18 protein-coding genes, 1 pseudogene and 1 riboswitch are annotated in these 19,152 nt (G+C 45.3%); of the genes and pseudogenes, 1 reads left to right on the top strand and 18 read right to left on the bottom strand.

The genetic code is table 11. The features are described 5' to 3' along the window. Positions 1–182 precede the first annotated feature (182 nt). From CEG13_RS16305 to sufC, 8 genes are all read right to left on the bottom strand, one after another. A complete protein-coding gene (locus tag CEG13_RS16305; RefSeq protein ID WP_100012956.1) occupies positions 183–1,868 on the bottom strand; it encodes a methyl-accepting chemotaxis protein in 1,686 nt (561 codons plus the stop codon). Positions 1,869–2,036: 168 nt separating this feature from the next. Further along, on the bottom strand, positions 2,037–2,960 hold the full coding sequence (gene gvpN, locus CEG13_RS16300; RefSeq protein ID WP_100012955.1) for a gas vesicle protein GvpN: 924 nt from the start codon (positions 2,958–2,960) through the stop codon (positions 2,037–2,039). Positions 2,961–2,977: 17 nt separating this feature from the next. Beyond that, a complete protein-coding gene (gene gvpT / locus CEG13_RS16295; protein ID WP_100012954.1) occupies positions 2,978–3,430 on the bottom strand; it encodes a GvpT/GvpP family gas vesicle accessory protein in 453 nt (150 codons plus the stop codon). Positions 3,431–3,627: 197 nt separating this feature from the next. Further along, complete coding sequence (gene sufB / locus CEG13_RS16290) at positions 3,628–5,025, bottom strand: Fe-S cluster assembly protein SufB (RefSeq protein WP_100012953.1); 1,398 nt, start codon at positions 5,023–5,025, stop codon at positions 3,628–3,630. 50 nt (positions 5,026–5,075) lie between these two features. Next, positions 5,076–5,510 (bottom strand): Fe-S cluster assembly sulfur transfer protein SufU, encoded by a 435-nt coding sequence (sufU, locus tag CEG13_RS16285; protein WP_100012952.1) that lies wholly within the window; start codon positions 5,508–5,510, stop codon positions 5,076–5,078. After that, positions 5,500–6,720: a cysteine desulfurase gene (locus CEG13_RS16280; RefSeq protein ID WP_100012951.1), complete on the bottom strand. Its 1,221-nt coding sequence runs from the start codon at positions 6,718–6,720 to the stop codon at positions 5,500–5,502. The genes sufU and CEG13_RS16280 overlap by 11 nt, the downstream gene beginning before the upstream one ends. Then, entirely contained in the window at positions 6,720–8,030 is a 1,311-nt protein-coding gene (gene sufD, locus CEG13_RS16275) for a Fe-S cluster assembly protein SufD (RefSeq protein ID WP_100012950.1), read from the bottom strand. Before sufD ends, CEG13_RS16280 begins: the two co-directional genes overlap by 1 nt. A gap of 17 nt (positions 8,031–8,047) precedes the next feature. Then, the gene (gene sufC, locus CEG13_RS16270; protein ID WP_100012949.1) at positions 8,048–8,833 is read right to left on the bottom strand and encodes a Fe-S cluster assembly ATPase SufC; all 786 of its coding nucleotides are present in this window, start codon (positions 8,831–8,833) and stop codon (positions 8,048–8,050) included. Positions 8,834–9,334: 501 nt separating this feature from the next. Between sufC and CEG13_RS16265 the strand changes: the two genes are divergently transcribed. After that, positions 9,335–10,300, top strand: coding sequence for an alpha/beta hydrolase (locus tag CEG13_RS16265; protein WP_100012948.1), 966 nt, complete (start codon positions 9,335–9,337; stop codon positions 10,298–10,300). A 63-nt stretch (positions 10,301–10,363) separates the two neighbouring features. Here CEG13_RS16265 and CEG13_RS19405 read toward each other — a convergent pair. From CEG13_RS19405 to CEG13_RS16210, 10 genes and pseudogenes are all read right to left on the bottom strand, one after another. Next, positions 10,364–10,570 (bottom strand): annotated as a pseudogene (locus CEG13_RS19405) (hypothetical protein); the annotation flags it as partial. 807 nt (positions 10,571–11,377) lie between these two features. Further along, the gene (locus CEG13_RS19270; RefSeq protein WP_275661816.1) at positions 11,378–11,509 is read right to left on the bottom strand and encodes a YuzK family famiily protein; all 132 of its coding nucleotides are present in this window, start codon (positions 11,507–11,509) and stop codon (positions 11,378–11,380) included. A gap of 240 nt (positions 11,510–11,749) precedes the next feature. After that, positions 11,750–12,574: a MetQ/NlpA family ABC transporter substrate-binding protein gene (locus CEG13_RS16250; protein ID WP_100012945.1), complete on the bottom strand. Its 825-nt coding sequence runs from the start codon at positions 12,572–12,574 to the stop codon at positions 11,750–11,752. 466 nt (positions 12,575–13,040) lie between these two features. Further along, positions 13,041–13,709, bottom strand: a complete 669-nt coding sequence (locus CEG13_RS16240; protein WP_100012943.1) for a methionine ABC transporter permease — start codon at positions 13,707–13,709, stop codon at positions 13,041–13,043. After that, the gene (locus CEG13_RS16235) at positions 13,699–14,730 is read right to left on the bottom strand and encodes a methionine ABC transporter ATP-binding protein (RefSeq protein WP_100012942.1); all 1,032 of its coding nucleotides are present in this window, start codon (positions 14,728–14,730) and stop codon (positions 13,699–13,701) included. The genes CEG13_RS16240 and CEG13_RS16235 overlap by 11 nt, the downstream gene beginning before the upstream one ends. A gap of 298 nt (positions 14,731–15,028) precedes the next feature. Further along, positions 15,029–15,143: riboswitch (SAM riboswitch) on the bottom strand. An 87-nt stretch (positions 15,144–15,230) separates the two neighbouring features. Beyond that, positions 15,231–15,545, bottom strand: a complete 315-nt coding sequence (locus CEG13_RS16230) for a thioredoxin family protein (RefSeq protein ID WP_100012941.1) — start codon at positions 15,543–15,545, stop codon at positions 15,231–15,233. A gap of 10 nt (positions 15,546–15,555) precedes the next feature. Next, positions 15,556–15,912, bottom strand: coding sequence for a toprim domain-containing protein (locus CEG13_RS16225; protein ID WP_100012940.1), 357 nt, complete (start codon positions 15,910–15,912; stop codon positions 15,556–15,558). A 124-nt stretch (positions 15,913–16,036) separates the two neighbouring features. Then, positions 16,037–16,420 (bottom strand): glycine cleavage system protein GcvH, encoded by a 384-nt coding sequence (gcvH, locus tag CEG13_RS16220; RefSeq protein ID WP_100012939.1) that lies wholly within the window; start codon positions 16,418–16,420, stop codon positions 16,037–16,039. A gap of 66 nt (positions 16,421–16,486) precedes the next feature. Continuing rightward, the gene (locus CEG13_RS16215; RefSeq protein WP_100012938.1) at positions 16,487–16,852 is read right to left on the bottom strand and encodes an arsenate reductase family protein; all 366 of its coding nucleotides are present in this window, start codon (positions 16,850–16,852) and stop codon (positions 16,487–16,489) included. Between the two features lie 189 nt (positions 16,853–17,041). Then, on the bottom strand, positions 17,042–18,826 hold the full coding sequence (locus tag CEG13_RS16210; RefSeq protein WP_100012937.1) for an acyl-CoA dehydrogenase family protein: 1,785 nt from the start codon (positions 18,824–18,826) through the stop codon (positions 17,042–17,044). Between the last annotated feature and the right edge of the window lie 326 nt (positions 18,827–19,152).

Genomic DNA, 19,152 nt, shown 5'->3' with positions numbered 1-19,152 from the left:
GCCCCCAACCGCTTTAGGTTGCTACTTTATGTATAGCCCTAAAGTCACAGTTATTTCTTACTGTTATTATCGGTCAGTACAGGGATAATTGAAGGAGGATATTTTTGAAACTTCAAAAGTAGAACACGGCAAAAACCCCGAGCGATGACAACAAACCCGGATTACTATTTATTTTTGCTTCCTCAATCAAGCTTGAATTGCTTCGTAACACCTCTTAAATCCTTTGACAGACTGATAAGCTTTAAACCAATTTCATGCGAGTTTCGAGTCTGTTTGTACTGATCTTCACTGCTTGCGAGCATTTCCTCGGCGCTTGCCAATGTTTCCTCTGAAACGGAAGCGACATCCTTTGTTGTACCCTCTAATTTAGGCAGTACCCGTTCCACATTTTCCAATTCTCCCTGGATTCCCAGCAGTTTTCCGTTCATCTCGGAAATTTCCCGCATCAGATCATCCAGTGAAACCTTGGAATCATTGGCAAAGCCAATATTGGTATTCAGTTTTTGCAGCATGGTTTCAAATTCCTGTGTTGCATTCGTTGTTATTGTTAATGTATTAGTTATGGTTCCCGTAATTTCGTCTGTCGCTTTGGATGATTGTTCTGCAAGCTTGCCGATTTCTTTGGCAACGACAGCAAAACCTCTTCCTGCTTCTCCGGCACAGGCTGCTTCAATACTGGCATTGAGCGATAACAGTTTGGTTTGGTCTGCTATCCCGCTGATCAAACCAACAAGCTTAGTAACAGATTCAGAATGATGGTTTACTTGTTTCATTGTTTCGGTTAAATGGTTAAAATCTGATTCAAACGTTTTAATGGTGGAGATTAATTCAGATATTTTTTTCTCTCCCAGGTTTGCAGAAGCACCCATGCTTTCCGAACGGTTAAAAACAGCATCCAGGTTGTTCATCATCATTTCAATTTTGTTTTTCATTTCTATAAAGACCGTCATACTATTTTCAGAGGTGGAGGCCGATTGTTCCGCTCCTGATTTGACAATATCTATCGCTTCCACCAGATCCTGACTCGACTGAAGTGCATCATCTGAAGAACTCTTCAATTCAGTGCCAGTGTGATCCAGCTCATTGGTTGTGTTTTTAACTTCTTGCAGCATTGTACGCATATGGCTGATCATCGCATCAAAGCTTTTATGTAAAGATAAAAGTTCCGGCATCGTTGTCTTAGGTGCTTCCGGCTGCTCCAGGATCCCCTCACGCACTTTCTTCATTGTATTTCGCAAAACGTCCAGAGGTTTTGTAAGTGTTTTAACGAATATAAAAATGGCAATGGTGGAAATAATGATGCTTATAACGATAATCGCAATGGTTAAATAGCCCATATTGGTGACCGGGCCCATAAATGAACTTGTCGGTACAAGAAGTACATACGTACCACCAATTTCATCCATCTCCTGGAAAGAAACGGTGTAGTCTTCCCCGGATAAAGGCGTGTGGAGTTGTCCGTTCTGCATTTCTGTTATTTCCGTAATAAGACTTTCGGGAATCTCAGGCAATGTATCTTCACTTACTGGAAACGGGATCACTTCATTTTCGGTTATGTAAAAATACTCGGATGCGATTCCATCCTTTGCAAGCTGATTTTGCTGTGTGCGAATGTTTGAGTTAAACATCTGCATAAAATACGCTTCATCACTGACATAGGTAAAGTGTAAGTTTTGCGCTATGTACCCCATTAACTGCGTTTCACGGCTCAGCCTGTCCTCGATTGCCGTCATTATTAAGTCCTTTGCGTTCACATAGGATGTAAGCCCGACCGCAACAACAGATAGCATGATCAACCCGAGAATTGGCATTAATAATCGCGTTCGCAAAGGCGTTTTTTGAAGCAGAAGTTTGATGTTGTTTTTCATGATTGGAATGTACCTCTTTTTTGTATAATTAGTTCTTTTGTACTATAACCTCCTCTTAAATTGTAGCAAAGGTTTATTAAATTGATGTAAAAATTAGGTAAATTTACCAAAAAAATAATCCCTCATTTGCTTATGCCAGCACGAAGGGATTATTTTTTATTCAGCTGTCTAACTCTCCTGAAACATGTCCGCACAAGCCTCAAGAATCAAACGACGAGCCTCCTCCTTAGGACGCTCTGTGTCCAAACACTTGCTCACTGTATGGGTCAACAGATCCTTGCACAAAACCTGAAAATCTTCATTCTGACCATCGATTGGAATGTTTTCTTTTGCCGCAAGTCTTGCAATCATCATGGAAGATCTCAGACTGGGACCGGAGCTATTGTCCTCTACACATAATTTCCGCAAATTGGCTGTAAGTGACGCAATACCCCTTGCTTCGTCTTCAACGATACCAATTTTATTGACCAAAATCTTTGCTTCCTGATCGATATCTTTAAAATCTAATGGTATGGTAATTAACCGATCCAAAAGTGCATCCTGCGTGTCATATACTCCCGCATACTCCTCAGGATTGCTGGTGAAAATGACGGAAAAATTTGGATGGACACGAAAGAAGGGTTCAGTGTGTTTGGTTCCATATAACGGGATGACTCCTTCTTCCAAAATGGAAAGGAAGAGGTTATTTGTCTCCGGATGGGAGCGGGTGAACTCATCATACACCAGAGTATACCCGTTCTTGGCAGCTTCAAGCAACCGGCCGTCTTCCCATGATTCTGTTACACTTTCATCCTTTTTATATACTGACCGAACATAGTTATCGACCATCTTTTTGTTTGTATATCCTGTGAAATCACCAATTAAATCGCTGTTATTCAATTCATGGTTCCCATGGATCAGCATCACCGGTTTGTTTCGTTTTTTTGCAAGTGCGAGCGCAAGGGACGTCTTGCCTGTCCCGGCCGGCCCTGTGAAATGGATGGGGTAACCTGCTTTCAAATAACGGGAACAGCGTGATAACAGTGATTTCGTTTGATCATCCTGTACCAGCGCCTTAGAATCATGATGAATTTTTTCCTTTAAGATAGTCATACTTTCCCCTCCAGTCATCACTTGCTGTTTTCGGCTGCTTTTAATAAGGCATCCAGTTTTTCTTCAATACCCTGGAGTTTTTCATTCAAATTTTTATTTTCATCCTTCAGCTCATCATATTGTTCCTGAAACTTCGCTGCACTGCCTTCCGTTTCCTCTGTCTCATCCGGGCTTCCATTCGCTCGCCCGATTAGGTTTTCCGTGTACTTACTGAAATAGCTGGAAGTATTTTGCCGTAATGCGGCCATCGCCTGTTCTGTAATGAAGTCCTGAGCGGTTCTCCTGATTTCCCGCCCCGCTGCTCTTGTTACTTCTGACTTGCTTATGCGGGTGAAAACTTCCGGGCTGGCCAGAAGACCCACGCCAGCACCTACGGCTCCACCGAGCAATGTGTATCTCACGGTGGTTTTATTGTCATCTTGCTCCTGTTTCTTTGGAACATTATTTTGATTCGATTTTTCCTCTGCCATGCCATCGCCTTCTTTCCTTACAGTCCTATTATTTCAAGCATATTTAGCTGTGCTGTGAAAGGTAGATTTATTTCCGTATGTTTGATTATTTCACTTTTGTGGTTGCTTTAAACATCGCTCATGTGAAAGGGGCGTATTTTATTATAAATGCAAAAAACCCTGCCATGAGTATTCTCATGACAGGGTTTCTTCTGTTCTTATCCAATAGAACCTTCCATCTCAAATTTAATCAATCGATTCATCTCAACGGCATATTCCATTGGCAGTTCTTTCGTAAATGGCTCGATGAAGCCCATGACAATCATTTCGGTGGCTTCTTCTTCGCTTAAGCCGCGGCTCATCAGGTAGAAGAGCTGCTCTTCGGAAACCTTGGAGACTTTTGCTTCGTGCTCCAGGGAAATGTTGTCATTCAGAATTTCGTTGTATGGAATCGTGTCCGAAACAGACTCGTTATCCATAATCAGCGTATCACACTCAATGTTTGAGCGGGCGCCATCCGCTTTTCGCCCGAAGTGAACAAGACCGCGGTAGGAAACCTTCCCGCCCTGTTTGGAAATCGACTTCGACACGATCGACGAGTGGGTGTTTGGTGCCAGGTGATGCATTTTCGCACCGGCATCCTGCAGCTGCCCTTTTCCGGCAAGTGCGATCGACAGGGTGTTCCCGCGAGCACCTTCCCCGCGCAACAGAATGGATGGATATTTCATCGTCAGTTTGGAACCGATGTTGCCGTCAATCCATTCCATTGTCGCATTTTCTGCGGCAGTGGCACGTTTAGTTACCAGGTTATAAACATTGTTTGCCCAGTTCTGAATGGTTGTATAGCGACAGTACGCATCCTTCTTCACGATGATCTCCACCACTGCACTGTGCAGTGAATTGGTGGTATAAGTTGGTGCTGTACAGCCTTCCACATAGTGGACCGATGAACCTTCATCAGCAATGATCAGGGTACGCTCAAACTGCCCCATGTTTTCCGAATTGATGCGGAAATACGCCTGCAGCGGTGTCGTGGTCTGTACGCCTTTTGGCACATAGATAAAGGAACCGCCCGACCATACTGCTGAGTTCAGTGCCGAAAACTTGTTATCGGTATATGGAATCACTTTTCCGAAGTACTCACGGAAAAGATCCTCATTTTCTTTCAGTGCTGTGTCGGTATCTTTAAATATGATGCCCATATCTTCCAAATCTTTTTCCAGGCTGTGGTAGACAACCTCTGATTCGTACTGGGCCGATACGCCGGCAAGATATTTTTGTTCTGCTTCCGGTATTCCCAATTTATCAAAGGTCTGCTTGATTTCATCAGGTACCTCATCCCAGGTTCTCCCTTGCTTTTCCGATGGCTTAACATAATAGACGATTTCGTCAAAGTCCAGTTCGGACAAATCGCCGCCCCATTGCGGCATTGGACGCTCATAGAAGTGTTCCAATGCTTTCAGGCGGTAGTCGAGCATCCACTGCGGCTCTTCTTTCAGCTTGGAAATCTCTTCCACCACTTTGCGGGTCAGCCCTCTCTCCGTACGGAAAACCGAAACGTCCTTATCAGAAAAGCCATATTGATACTCTTCTACTTCAGGCATTTGCTTTGCCATGTTAAAAACCTCCTTAGGTGTTTGTAAAGCTCATCTTCCTCAGGTTGCACCTATTCTTCCTTAACACCCTTCTCCATCGCTTTCCATGCAAGTGTGGCACATTTAATCCGTGCCGGGAACTTGGAAACACCCTGCAATGCCACGATGTCATCAAAACCTAATGCTTCTTCATCCACCTCTTCGCCAAGCATCATGTGGGAAAATCCTTCTGACATCTCAAGTGCCTCTTCCACGGGTTTCCCTTTGATCGCCTGGGTCATCATCGAGGCAGAAGCCATGCTGATGGAACAGCCTTCCCCATCAAACTTCGCATCTTCCACCTTGCCGTCTGTCACCTGGAGCTGCAGTTGAATCCGGTCACCGCAGGTCGGATTATTCATATCCACGGTCAAGGTGTTTCCTTCCAGCGTACCCCGGTTTCTCGGGGTCTTATAATGATCCATGATCACTTGTCGATATAGTGTATCTAGGTTGTTAAAAGACATCCCCGAAATACTCCTTCGTTTTTACCAGGCCGTCGACCAGCCGGTCCACGTCCTCTTTGGTATTGTATAAATAAAAGCTGGCCCGCGCCGTTGCCGTGACATCCAGCCATTTCATCAGCGGCTGGCAGCAGTGATGGCCAGCACGGACGGCAATCCCTTCTGCGTCAAGGACGGTTGCCAAATCATGCGGATGCACATCCGTTATATTAAATGTCACCAGCGCTGCGCGTTCTTCCGGTCCGTATATATCTATACCATCTATCATGCGCACCTGCTCCATTGCATATGCGGCCAGTTCTTTTTCATGCTCGGTAATCGCATCAAGTCCCACTTCCTGGAGAAAATCAATCGCTGCACCGAGGCCAATTGCTCCGGCGATGATCGGGGTTCCGCCTTCAAATTTCCACGGCAGTTCTTTCCATGTGGAATCATATAAGTTTACGAAATCAATCATTTCCCCGCCGAATTCCACCGGTTCCATTTCCTCAAGGAGATCGCGCTTGCCATACAGGACACCAATCCCGGTCGGTCCGCACATTTTATGACCGGAAAAGCAATAGAAATCACAATCCAGCTCTTCCACATCAACACGCATATGCGGAGCACCCTGGGCACCGTCCACCAGCATCACTGCACCATGTTCATGGGCGATCGCCGCTAATTCCTTGACAGGGTTAACGGTTCCCAGCACATTGGAGACATGGGAGACAGCTACCACTCTGGTGTTTGGCGTGATTGTTTCCCGGGCCGCTTCCAGACGGATCGTGCCGTCTGCTTCAAGCGGAATATATTTCAGCACAGCGCCAGTTGCTTTGGCCGCCTGCTGCCAGGGGATAATGTTGCTGTGATGCTCCATTGGGGTGATCACAATTTCATCCCCTGCCTGCAGATTTGCGCGGGCGTAGCTGTAGGCCACTGTATTAATCGATGTTGTCGTACCGCGGGTGAAAATAATTTCCGCCGTGCTTTTCGCATTGATAAAGCTGCGCACCTTGTCTCTGGCACCTTCATACTTCTCGGTTGCTCTTGATCCAAGGGTGTGCACACCACGATGCACATTGGAATTATCTTCCCGGTAGTAATCGTTCACCGCATCAATCACAGACTGCGGTTTCTGTGATGTCGCCGAGGAATCCAGATAGACGAGCGGATGTCCATTCACTTCCTGATGTAAAATCGGGAACTGCTCTCGAATGGCTTTGGCGTCCATTAATATACTTTCCTTTCGATGACCTCGGTCAGCTGATTTTTCACCGATTCGATCGGAAGCTGTGTAACCACTGGGGCCAAGAATCCATGGATAACCAAGCGCTCTGCTTCCTCTTTGGTAATACCCCGGCTCATCAGGTAGTACATTTGCAGCGGATCCACCCGGCCGACCGATGCAGCATGCCCTGCGGTAACATCATCTTCATCAATCAAGAGAATCGGGTTCGCATCCCCACGCGCTTTTTCACTAAGCATCAGTACACGCGATTCCTGCTCGGAATTTGATCTTGTGCCGCCATGTTCAATTTTGCCGATCGCGTTAAAGATTGTTGACGAACTTTCAAGCATCACACCGCGCTGCAGGATATAGCCATTGGTATCCTTGCCATGCTGCACAATGCTTGATGTAAAGTTCTGTGTCTGTTTTCCCCGGCCAACGGCAACTGCTTTTGCTTCCGAGGAGGAGTTATCTCCAACCAGATGGGTAATATTTTCCGAAACGGTATTTCCGTCGTTCATTTGCCCGAGTGCCCAGTCAATCGTGGCATCACGGTAGGCGACACCGCGCCGGTTCACATAAGTTGTCGTACCTGCAGCGAAATTATCCACCGCACCATAATTGATTTTGGCATTGTCATGAGCGATGACTTCAGTAATGACATTGGCCACCGTTTCTTCTTCCGCATTTTGGGAAATATAGTTTTCCACATAGGTCAGGGAACTGCTTTCTTCGGCAACCACAAGCACATGATTAACCAATGCTGCTTGTGGGTTTTCCTGCCAGAAGATTGCCTGCAGCGGCTCTTCCACCTGAACGTTTTTCGGAATATAGATGAAGATTCCGCCGTTCATCAATGCCGCATGCAATGCAGTCAGACGGTTCTGGTCCACTTGAACCGCGTCCTGCATGTAATATTTTTTCACTAAATCGGAATGCTGCTGGGTCGCGGTGAAAATATCCGTGAAAATTACGCCTTTTTCCTGAAGTGATGCACTTAAGGTGGCATAGGCTACGGAATGATCACGCTGAATCAGCAGGTTTTCCGGAATGTTTTCCTTATCAAAATACACCTGCATGTCTGCCGGCAGGTCTTCAATGGAGGAAATGCGCTCACCTTCAACCAATTCATGGTTAAACTCGGTGAAATTCCACCGGTTGATTTTCGTTTTATCCGGTTTAGGCATTTCCAGCTGGTCTGCCTGCTCCAATGCCTGCTGGCGCAATTCGCGCATCCATTGTGCTTCGTTTTTTGCATTGGAAAATTGCTCGATATATGCTTTGTCAAATGGCAGCTTTGTTTCCACCGTCATATTACTCCTCCTAACGTTTACGCGTTTTGCTCAACTGTTTCGTCTGTGATGCCTAATTCTTCTTTCACCCATTCATAGCCTTCAGCTTCTAAGCGTTTGGCCAGTTCAGGTCCGCCGGATTTTACCACACGGCCCTGCATCATGATGTGAACATAGTCTGGTGTGATGTAGTTCAGCAAACGTTGATAGTGGGTAATAATCAAGCAGCCAAAGTTCTCGTCACGCAGTTTGTTGATCCCTTTGGAAACAACTTTCAGTGCGTCAATATCCAGTCCGGAGTCGATTTCGTCCAGGATGGCGATTTCCGGTTTCAGCAGCATCAGCTGCAGAATCTCGTTCCGCTTTTTCTCCCCGCCGGAGAACCCTTCATTCAAATAACGCTGTGCCATGTTTTTATCAATGTCCAAGTAGTCCAGGGCGGCATCCATTTCTTTGATAAATTTCATCAATGGAATTTCGTCGCCTTCTTCCCGGCGTGCGTTAATGGAAGAACGCAGGAAGTCCGATGTGGTTACACCGCTGATTTCGCTTGGATACTGCATGCCAAGGAACAGGCCTGCACGGGCGCGCTCATCCACTTCCATTTCCAGCACGTCTTCCCCGTCCAGGAAAACAGACCCTTGAGTAATTTCATATTTCGGGTGTCCCATGATTGCAGAAGCAAGGGTCGATTTCCCTGTTCCGTTCGGTCCCATGACGGCATGGAATTCCCCGCCCTTGATGGTGAGATTCACCCCGCTCAAAATTTCGTTATCCTCAATGGATACATGAAGATCCTTGATTTCCAGTACTGATCCTGCCATAACGATACCTCCACAAACTATTTTTATATTGCTAATGAACTTTGCATTCATTCTCAATCTATTCTCATTACAATCTTAAAGCATTTCGAATGTATTATCAACTTTTTTAAGTCGATAACGGACTCGGTCTGGATGCATCTTGTTTCTTCTATATTATAAGTGGTTTTGGGCGAAAGTTAAACTCTTATTCCGCCATTCTTTTATGTTCCCTGTATTTATCGTAATTAATTAGCGGAGGTTGTCTATTATTGGAGGCTGAAGAAGTGAGATGATTTTCTCATGGGAGGGTTGCTCAATCAATTTTTATGTGATCCATTCAGTAGATCTGATGCAATTAAAATTCGTCAGTAAAATTCCTCTATTAAATTTCTGAATATATTATATTTTTTATTGACAACTGAAGTGTCCTCAATTTATACTATAATTATGATGATTGCAGAAGATATTTTTTCTTTGTATTCATATTTTGAAAGCGATTACAAAACAAGAAGGAGTGGTTTCATGAAAAACCGAGTTAATCCAGAACTTTTACAAGGATTAGAGATGATGCCAGAGTTAGATTTGCGACCAGAAACGATGAAGTCAATTAGAGAAGCTATGGCCGCTCAAGGGCAAGCTCCCGAACTTGATCCTTCTGTTTCCATTACTGATGAAACAATCGTCGGGCTAGATGATGATCCCCTACGCCTCAGAATTTATCGAGCTAAAGATAGCTCGGAAACGCTGCCCGCTCTCTTATGGATTCACGGTGGAGGTTATATTTTAGGTTCTGTCGAAGAAGGCGATCCTCTGTGTTGCCGTTTTGTACAAGAAGCAAATTGTGTTGTTGTTTCTGTAGATTACCGCTTAGCACCGGACCACCCTTATCCCGCACCAATTGAAGACTGCTATTCTGCATTAAAATGGGTAGCTGACAATGCGGAAGAATTAAATATTGATGCAAACCGCATTGGAGTGGGAGGACAAAGTGCTGGTGGTGGTTTAACAGCTGCTTTAACCTTATTGGCTCGAGATCGAAATTATCCTTCCGTATGTTTTCAAGCACCTCTTTATCCTATGATTGACGACCAGAACAACTCTCCATCTGCTAACGAAGTAAAGGAAGGATTTATTTGGAATCAAAAATACAATGAAGCAGCTTGGAAAATGTATTTAGGTGATCTGCATGGTACCGATAACATTCCAGCCTATGCTGCACCTGCTCGGGCAGAGGACTATAGTGGACTTCCATATACGTATACATGTGTTGGACAATTAGATCCATTCCGCGAAGAAACACTTACTTATGTATCGAAACTATCCCAAGCTGGTGTGGATGTGGATTTTCATTTATATCCTGGAGCCTATCATGGTTTTGAAACATTAAACCCAGCAGGAAAAATTGCCGAACAAGCTATAGATGAATATGTTCAGGCGGTAAAGTATGGGTTTGAAAGAATGGAAGCAAGCAGAAGCGTGAAAAGTTAAGCAAAAATAAGAAGGTTATTGTTAAAAGAACGTTTTCTAAATAAATGGAAGCGTTCTTTTTTATTAAACTTGCAGCTCGAGACGGAGAATTATTCTCACTCTGGAACCGCACCACTTTTGTCCCTGTTTGTATAACCAAAAAAATACATAAAAATCCTTTCTGGCTTTTTCAATAATCCCCTTAATAAACCGTTCTTTTTGCTGGGTGTAGGATTGGCTATCATTCTTATATTTAGCAGTAAGTTCATTTTTAAGCAAAGCATATTCTTCAGCTGCTTTTGGGACTAGTTACTTCTATAGAAAGTACTCCTTTAGATATCAAACCGTACACTGAACCCATCAAATTTATAAACCTCAGTACCAAATTTAACAAGTTCTTCTTCTCTAAGAATTTTAACTGCCGCGTTCTTTTGGATTTAAAAATTCAACTAAATCTTTTTGATCTGCAGCAATATCATAGACATAAAAACAACTAAACGTTCTTGTTTTTAAAGAAATTAGAAATAACGAGTAGAATTATCCCTATTATGATAAATGGTAAGGAAAAAGGATAGAAGACTTTTGGAATATCTTCTGCCATCACACGACTCTCACTAAAAAATAATAATTCTGATATAAAAAATAGAAAACCTAACCAAAAAATTACCTTCCCAAACTTAGTATGTTTTTTCATGTTTAATCACCAACCCATTTCATTTCAACTAAATGAAATCAACATTTTACGATGACTATCCTGCCAGTTAGTTAATTCAAATCTGCCCCGTTAACAAATAAAAAAGATCTTATTCATGACTTGATTTCCTGAATCCATAATAGGGGCGAAAACCCAGTCCTTCATAAAATGAAAAAGATGAACTATTTGCAAGTACATTCACTTCTTCCTGGATGATACATATATTTTACCAAATTTTGATATCCAGGTTAGAGCCTTATATTAATCCGTGTTTTTACTCTTATTTGTTTTCATTATAACACCCTTTAGTAATTCTCCAGATAGAAAAAACGGATGCCCCCTCAACTAAGGGAGCACCCGCCTCTTGCAGCGGAAAAGTCATCCTGCTGCGTTCACTGTTTTTATTACTGTGTGCTGTATTCAGCTGTTATTTTTTTCGATTGTTGATATTCCTTGTCCCGTCGTTTTTCCACTTCCAAACGATTTTCCAATTTGCGCTCATACTCGGCATAGCACATTTTATTTGATTGGTGCATGCCTTTCTCCATTTCCGGAGTATAGTTGAGACTTAAGCCACTGTTAATAGTGAACCATCCTTTCGTGTATTTACGATAATAATCGTAACACGATAACTATCCCCTGCTCAACACGCGTTTAAACCTCTGATTTGGAATTTAACCGAATCTTCACTGATGAGGAAAAGGCAGCTTCTCATCTATATAAATTTAATGCAAATAACGGCCAAATCCTGTGAATTGCTCAAAAATTGCCTAGGCTTATTCTTGCCCGTCAACCGGGACAACCGCTCCGTCATACTCTTCGATGATAAAGTTCTGAATTTCTTCCGAGCGCAGGACATCAACAAGCGTGTTCAGTGCCGGATTATCGGTATCTTCCGATTTAACAGCAATCACGTTGACATACTCGGAATCGTCCTCTTCAATAAACAGCGCATCCTCCTGCGGGTTCAGCCCAGCACCGATGGCATAGTTGGTGTTAATGACGGCGAGCACATCCTCTTCGGATTGGTAAAGATTCGGCAACAATGCAGGATCGTAATCCGGTGAAAAGGTTAAGTTTTTTGGATTTTCCACGATATCTTCAATCGTTGCTGCGGATTTTTCCACACCCTCATCCAATGTAATTAGACCTTCCCGTTCAAACAGTGAAAGAATTCGGCCATGGTCGGGAACGGAATTGCTCATCAGCACTTCTGTCCCTTCCGGAATGGCATCGACACTCTCAATGGTTTGCGAATAAACGCCCATCGGTTCGATATGAATCCCGCCGATATGGTCCAGATCATAGCCAGTGTCACTGATGGTTTGCCGCAAAAATGGAATGTGCTGGAAATAGTTAGCATCCAGATCGCCCTCTGCCAGTGCGTCATTTGGCAAGACATAATCCTGGTACTCCTCAATGGTCAGCTCAATTCCCTGCTCCTCCAAAAGCGGTTTCGCTTCCTCTAAAATTTCCGCATGGGGAACACTGGTCGCCCCAACTGTGATTTCAGAAGCGCCGTCTCCTTCTGCGTTTCCCCCGCCACATGCTGCCAATGTTAATAAAGTCAATACAGATAAAAATGCCAACAATTTTTTCATGCTTGTTTCTCTCCTTTTATGTTTGTTATACATGCTGTTTTTCTAAAGAAATGCTGCGACGTAAAGATGGTGAACATCGCCGCTGCGGAAATACCCCTCGCTTTCCGCGGGCGCTGGTGAGCCTCCTCGCGCTGTCTCCGCTTGAGGGGTCTCACCTATGACTATGATCCCGCAGGAGTCTCGGGGTATTTCCTCCGCTCAGGTATGCTCTTTAATTCATCAACAGTTGACTACTTTGTTGAGGGTTGATTGGAGCGGAGGGCATCCGACTCCTGCGGGAAGAAAAGCCTAGGCGAGACCCCGCAGTGCGCTAGCACAAGGGGGCTCGGCAGCTTCCCGCGGAAAGCGGATGCCCGAAGCGGAAATCAACGAGCACTCTGTTGCAGAAATTTTTGCAACAAATTGTGGGTTGGGTTACGTCACATTTTCCATCACCTACGAAACGAGCTTTAATGATAAGCGGTTGTTACCGTTTATCCAATTTGTTCGTGATCCTGTCGCCGATGAATTGAAAAATAAAGACGATAATGACAATCGCTACGGTACAAAGGAAAACCACATCAAATTCCCGTCGCTGAAAACCAAAATAGTACGCGTAGTTCCCCAAACCGCCGGCGCCGATGACACCTGCCATGGCTGTATAGCCGATCAGCGCGATGGCTGTAACGGTCAAGCCTGATACCAGTGCAGGCATCGATTCAGGCAATAGTACTTTAAAAATGATGGTCCGTGTTTTCGCTCCCATTGACTTTGCTGCTTCGACCACTCCCTTATCCACTTCCTTTAGGGCAATCTCCACCAGCCTTCCGTAAAATGGTGCTGAGCCTATGATCAGTGCAGGGAGTGCGGCGTTCGGTCCGCGGATCGTCCCGACAACAAACTCGGTGAAAGGGAATAGGAGCAATATCAGGATAATAAACGGGATGGCACGAAAAACATTTACTACTGCCGCCGTTGCCCAATTGACATATTTGTTCTCCCAGATGCCGCCCTTTGTTGTCATATACAGCAAAAGCCCAAGCAGGATGCCGAATATCACAGTACCGATTAAAGCAAGAATCGTCATGTAAAATGTTTCATAGGTAGCGACCCAAAAATCCTGGACATCGATGTTGGGAAATAAATTACTCAGCATCCCGGATCACCTCCACTTCCACTGACGTCTCATCGGCAACGTGCGCCAGAGCACGGCTGCATTCCGCCGGATCTCCCACAATTTGTACAAACAGCGTGCCATAAGCACCTGCCTGTGTCTGGGTGATTTTCCCCTGCAAAATATTGATGTCAATGGGAAAACGCCTTGCCAGCTGGCTGATTAGTGCCTGGTTGGCTGTTTCTCCGACAAAATGCAGCTTGACAATTTTGCCTTCCTGGTACGCTTCTACCAGCTCGGTGATACTTTCTTCCTCACCCGGTGTGCCCATCACCTGCTCTACAAATTTCCTGGTCACTTTCTGCTTCGGGCGAAGAAAGACATCAAGTACATCTCCCTGCTCCACGATTTTTCCGTTTTCCATAACGGCAACCTGATGGCAGATTTTTCGGATCACATGCATTTCATGGGTGATCAGAATAATTGTCAGCCCGAGTCTTTGATTGATGTCGACCAACAGATCGAGAATCGAATTGGTCGTCTCCGGATCAAGCGCGGAAGTTGCTTCATCACAGAGCAGCACTTTGGGTCGGTTGGCAAGTGCCCGGGCGATGCCGACACGTTGTTTCTGACCCCCGCTCAGTTGTGCCGGGTAGGCATCCTCTCTGCCGGAAAGACCGACAAGATCAATCAGCTCCTGGACACGCGCTTCTCGTTCCTGCTTTGCCACACCAGCTATTTCCAGCGGGAAGGCGATGTTATCTTTTACCGTTCGGGACCAGAGCAAATTAAAATGCTGAAAAATCATGCCGATTTCCTGTCTGGCCAGCCGCAGTTCGTTCGTGTTCAGGGAGGTGATTTCCTGCTTATCAATCACCACACTCCCGCTCGTGGGCTCCTCCAGCCGGTTCAGCAGCCGGACAAAGGTACTCTTTCCCGCCCCGCTGTAGCCGATCACACCAAAGATTTCTCCTTCTTTGATGGAGAGGTTAAGGTCATCAACGGCTTTGATGTCCTGTTGATCGGTTGTAAAAATCTTTCGTAAGCCATCAATGGTTATCAACTTGCTTCCTCCTTGTAGAGCTTTACAATTCTAGTATGTCCTGCTTCTTGTTTCTTCTTTCGCGGCCCGCGATTTCTTGGGCAGGTCGCGCGATTTGGGCTGTTGCTCGCTCGACTTTGCGGGTGAGTCGCCCGACTTGGACGGTTACTCGCTCGACTTAGGCTGTTGCTCGCTCGACTTTCCAAGTATGTCGCTCGATTTAAAGCGATGCTCGCCCGACTTTCGTGGGTCGGGGACCACAAACAAAAAACGCCTTTCTGTAAGAGAACAGAAAGACGTAAACTTTAGTCTTTTCGTTCTCTCATCTGTCAAAGTGCAATCACTTTGCAGGAGTTAGCACCTTTTCAAACAATTTCTGTTTGAAGGTTGCCGCGGTTTCTTTGGGCCAGTCCCTCCACCGCTCTAGATAAGAGATAATTAACGGTATTTAATTAAAATTTGATAATCCTCATAGTAGCACGCACCCGATAGGGATGTCAAGATTTTTTTTCGGAGCCGGTTCAGCTGTTGGCAAACAGCTCAGGTTTATACTCGGTCAAATAGGAATAAATATTGGCGATCGAATGGAAGGTATATATTTTTTCTTTTATCTCGCCGCCCTCCATGATCAAAAGACACGGCACACTCTCTATTTTTTGCTCCTGCATAAATTCAGGGAAGAAGGAAGCATTCATTTCATAGAAAATATCCTCCCGGTGGACTGCTTCGATTTTATCCAGCATTGCCCGGGCAAGCGAGCATGTGCCGCAAAATGGTGTGTAAATATATAATAAATATCGGTCCCGCCTGAGGACTTGATCGGTTACTTGCTGCAATGTTCCCCTCCTAAGTCAAGAAGAACGGGTTTACCGGGATATGCTTGCTCCATAAAGCGGTCGCGAGAATATGTTCCGGCGTTGTCGCCACTTCCCGGTACTCACTGCTTACATACAGATGCTCCGCATGCGGCAACTCCCAGGCCAATTGCTTGCGCAGCTTCATGCCGGACGGGTCCTCATCGACCAGAATAATTACTTCTTTATGGTCCAGATCATAGGTTTCCAAAAGTTCATCAAACCGCTCCACCGCAAATGTTCCATTCGTGCAAATAATCGTCACATCGCCGGTGATCACCTTTTTAATCTGCCGCTTATCCGTCAACCCTTCCACAATGATCACTTTTTCCGTTTCATCTGTTATCATCACACAGCACTCCCCGTGAAATCAACCAAGATGCTTTTCTGCTTTACCTGAAAATCTTCCGGTGTCTGTTGCGCTTATAAACAGGGCTGCCTATCCGCATAAAATCAGACAGCCAGCCTTTTTACTAATCCTGCTCGGTAATTTCTTCGTACTGCTCGGACGTTAGCAGCTGATCCAGCTCTGCTTCATCAGCAGGCTCAACAGTGACCATCCATGCTTTGTCATACGGGGATTCGTTGACAAATTCCGGGCTGTCTTCCAGCTCCTCGTTCACTTCAACAATTTTCCCGCTGATCGGCGCATATAGCTCGGACACAGTTTTTACCGATTCCACGCTGCCGAACGGCTCATCAACTTCCAGCTCATCACCGACTTCCGGCATTTCAACAAACACAATATCCCCCAGTTCATCCTGTGCAAAATCGGTAATGCCGATCCGCACTTGGGAGCCTTCTTTTTTCACCCATTCATGCTCTTTTGAATACAAAAGATCCTTTGGTACGTTCATCGCTATCCCTCCAAATCATCATTGTTCCACCTTTATCATACAAGGTCTGCTGGCAATTTTCTAGTATTATTTATTGGGTTTCCAAGTCTCTTCAAATACATCTTCTTTGAACCCTACGGTCACCTTCTCGCCGTCCGTGGTAATCGGCCGTTTAATCAGCATACCATCTGAGGCGAGAATCTCCGCCATTGTCTCCTCGTCGGCATCTTTGATCTTCTCTTTGATGTTTTGCTCGCGATATTTTTTCCCGCTCGTGTTGAAAAACTTCCGTGCAGGCAATTCGCTCTTATTCATCAGTTCAAGCAGTTCTTCTTTTGAAGGCGGGTTTTCTGTAATATGTATGCTTTCGTACACTATCTGATGCTCGTCCAGCCACTTTTTTGCTTTTTTGCATGTTCCGCAATTCGGGTACCAGTAAAAAGTCAATGCCATGTAAATCCTCCTTTTGTTAGTATGTCCATTTTATCATGGAAAAGGTAAATTTTCGTTAAGAAAGTATAAACATATTTTATTGTATACGCGTAGAGTTAGGTTGGCTATAAGCCAAGTATTCAATGCTTCAGGAATGCTGCAAAAACGAAATAAATATCCCCCTGCCGTAGATTAGCAGGGGGACAGCACTTATACCGTATATTTTTCTTCTTCAATAACCGCCTGAGCGATTTCACGTTTCTTGGCAATCACATTGGTCGGCGTGTGACGGGTCAGCTTGCGGAGCGATGACAGCATCGTCCTTAGCGTGTCTCCTTCTTCCACTGCAATCAAGGTTTCTTTGGCATCCGCCTCGATCCGGTTGAATGCTTCCTGCACATACACTTGAGTGTACAGCAGCTTTTGCTTGCTTTTCTCCTCACCGGATTTGCTGATCGCTTTTTCGGTCCGGAGAATGGCGGATTCCATGTTGTACACTTCTGCTGCCATGTCTGCCAGGTTCACGAGGATTTCCTGCTCGTTCTCGATCTTCTGCATGTATTTCTGTGCAGCCAGCCCGGCACCTAAGAGGACAATTTTCTTGGCGTTCCTGAGCAGATGTTTCTCCTGCTCCAGCGCCTCTGTGCCAACTTCTTCCGGCATCATCATCATTAATTCCTCTTGCAGCCCCTGTGCTTTTTGCAAGAGCGGCAGTTCGCCCTTCATTGCTTTTTTCAGCAGTGTACCAGGGACAAGCAGGCGGTTGATTTCATTGGTTCCTTCAAAAATCCGGTTGATGCGGGAATCGCGGTACATCCGCTCTACTTCATATTCCTGCATAAATCCGTAGCCGCCGTGCAACTGCACTGCTTCATCGACTGCGTAATCCAGCAGCTCGGTCGCCATGTATTTGCCCATCGAGCATTCGATCTGATATTCAGCAATCGCGCGGGCAACTTCCCTTCCGTCCTTCAGCTGTTCATCCGTCAGTGCGCCCATCCGCTGTTCAAACAGGCCGACTGTCCGGTAGACCGCACTTTCATTTGCATAAATTTCCGAAGCGATTGTGCCCAGCTTCTCCTTTGTCAGTGAGAAGTGAGAAATTGGTGTATCAAACTGTTTGCGCTCATTCACATATTTTGTGGCAACGGAAAGCGCACCTTTTGCTCCGGCAACCCCGCCGATCGCCAGTTTATAGCGGCCGACATTCAAAATGTTGAAGGCAATTATATGACCGCGCCCTTTTTCGCCAAGCAGGTTTTCCACAGGCACTTCCGCATCCTCCAGAATCAACGTACGGGTGGACGAACTCTTAATTCCCATTTTCTTCTCTTCCGGGCCTGTTGAGACCCCAGGATAATCACGCTCCACGATAAATGCGGAAAAATGCTCGCCATTGATTTTTGCATAGACGATGAAAACATCCGCAAATGCCGAATTGGTGATCCACTGTTTCTCCCCATTCAGGATATAATGGGTGCCGGCATCGTTTAATTTCGCTGTCGTTTTGGCACCGAGCGCATCGGAACCGGAACTTGGCTCAGTCAGCGCATAAGCCGCCAGCATTTCACCAGTGGCCAGCTTCGGCAAATACTTTTGCTTCTGCTCCTCATTGCCGAAAAACACGATTGGCAATGAGCCAATGCCGACATGCCCGCCATGGCTTACGGAAAAACCGCCAGCAGGGGTGAATTTTTCGGTGATTAGCGAGGAACTGATTTTATCCAGTCCAAGCCCACCGTATTCTTCTGGAACATCCGCACCAAGCAGCCCGAGCTCTCCGGCCTTTTTCAGCAGATCAACCGAATGCTCAAATTCATGATTTTCCAGATTTTCCAGTTTTGGAAGTACTTCTCCGTTAACAAAATCCTCGGTGGTCTTGGCAATCATTTTATGCTCTTCGGTAAAATCTTCTGGCGTAATAATGTCGTCACCGGTTAAATCTTCTGTTAAAAATGCTCCGCCTTTAAACAGCCGTTCTTTTGTTTCACTCATGATTATCGTCCTCTCCAGGTAATATTTATTTTTGTTGTTCTCGTGTTGGTCTGGGCGGGGGCATGGGAACTTTGGCATCTCTGGCTTACCAGCGTTGACCCGAATATCCTTGAAAGCCCTTATCGAATGCCTCTATCGGACAAATCTGTGCTCTCGGGCCTTTGAAATGACCGATAGAACCTCTCTATCACTCAAATATGCATTCTCAAGCCTTCGAAATGACCGATAGAACTTCTCTATCACTCAAATATGCATTCTCAAGCCTTTGAAATGACCGATAGAACCTCTCTATCACTCAAATATACGCTCTCAAGCCTTCGAAATGA

Source organism: Lentibacillus sediminis (genome assembly GCF_002763455.1).
GTDB lineage: Bacteria > Bacillota > Bacilli > Bacillales > Amphibacillaceae > Lentibacillus_D > Lentibacillus_D sediminis_A.
Note: the sequence above shows the minus strand (reverse complement) of the source record. Positions and strands in the feature narration are given on the sequence as shown.

Excerpts from the sequence above, each read along its gene's own strand:
- CEG13_RS16305 (WP_100012956.1), bottom strand. The coding sequence starts at position 1,868 with ATGAAAAACAACATCAAACTTCTGCTTCAAAAAACGCCTTTGCGAACG.
- gvpN (WP_100012955.1), bottom strand. The coding sequence starts at position 2,960 with ATGACTATCTTAAAGGAAAAAATTCATCATGATTCTAAGGCGCTGGTA.
- gvpT (WP_100012954.1), bottom strand. The coding sequence starts at position 3,430 with ATGGCAGAGGAAAAATCGAATCAAAATAATGTTCCAAAGAAACAGGAG.
- sufB (WP_100012953.1), bottom strand. The coding sequence starts at position 5,025 with ATGGCAAAGCAAATGCCTGAAGTAGAAGAGTATCAATATGGCTTTTCT.
- sufU (WP_100012952.1), bottom strand. The coding sequence starts at position 5,510 with ATGTCTTTTAACAACCTAGATACACTATATCGACAAGTGATCATGGAT.
- CEG13_RS16280 (WP_100012951.1), bottom strand. The coding sequence starts at position 6,720 with ATGGACGCCAAAGCCATTCGAGAGCAGTTCCCGATTTTACATCAGGAA.
- sufD (WP_100012950.1), bottom strand. The coding sequence starts at position 8,030 with ATGACGGTGGAAACAAAGCTGCCATTTGACAAAGCATATATCGAGCAA.
- sufC (WP_100012949.1), bottom strand. The coding sequence starts at position 8,833 with ATGGCAGGATCAGTACTGGAAATCAAGGATCTTCATGTATCCATTGAG.
- CEG13_RS16265 (WP_100012948.1), top strand. The coding sequence starts at position 9,335 with ATGAAAAACCGAGTTAATCCAGAACTTTTACAAGGATTAGAGATGATG.
- CEG13_RS19270 (WP_275661816.1), bottom strand. The coding sequence starts at position 11,509 with ATGCACCAATCAAATAAAATGTGCTATGCCGAGTATGAGCGCAAATTG.
- CEG13_RS16250 (WP_100012945.1), bottom strand. The coding sequence starts at position 12,574 with ATGAAAAAATTGTTGGCATTTTTATCTGTATTGACTTTATTAACATTG.
- CEG13_RS16240 (WP_100012943.1), bottom strand. The coding sequence starts at position 13,709 with ATGCTGAGTAATTTATTTCCCAACATCGATGTCCAGGATTTTTGGGTC.
- CEG13_RS16225 (WP_100012940.1), bottom strand. The coding sequence starts at position 15,912 with ATGATAACAGATGAAACGGAAAAAGTGATCATTGTGGAAGGGTTGACG.
- gcvH (WP_100012939.1), bottom strand. The coding sequence starts at position 16,420 with ATGAACGTACCAAAGGATCTTTTGTATTCAAAAGAGCATGAATGGGTG.
- CEG13_RS16215 (WP_100012938.1), bottom strand. The coding sequence starts at position 16,852 with ATGGCATTGACTTTTTACTGGTACCCGAATTGCGGAACATGCAAAAAA.
- CEG13_RS16210 (WP_100012937.1), bottom strand. The coding sequence starts at position 18,826 with ATGAGTGAAACAAAAGAACGGCTGTTTAAAGGCGGAGCATTTTTAACA.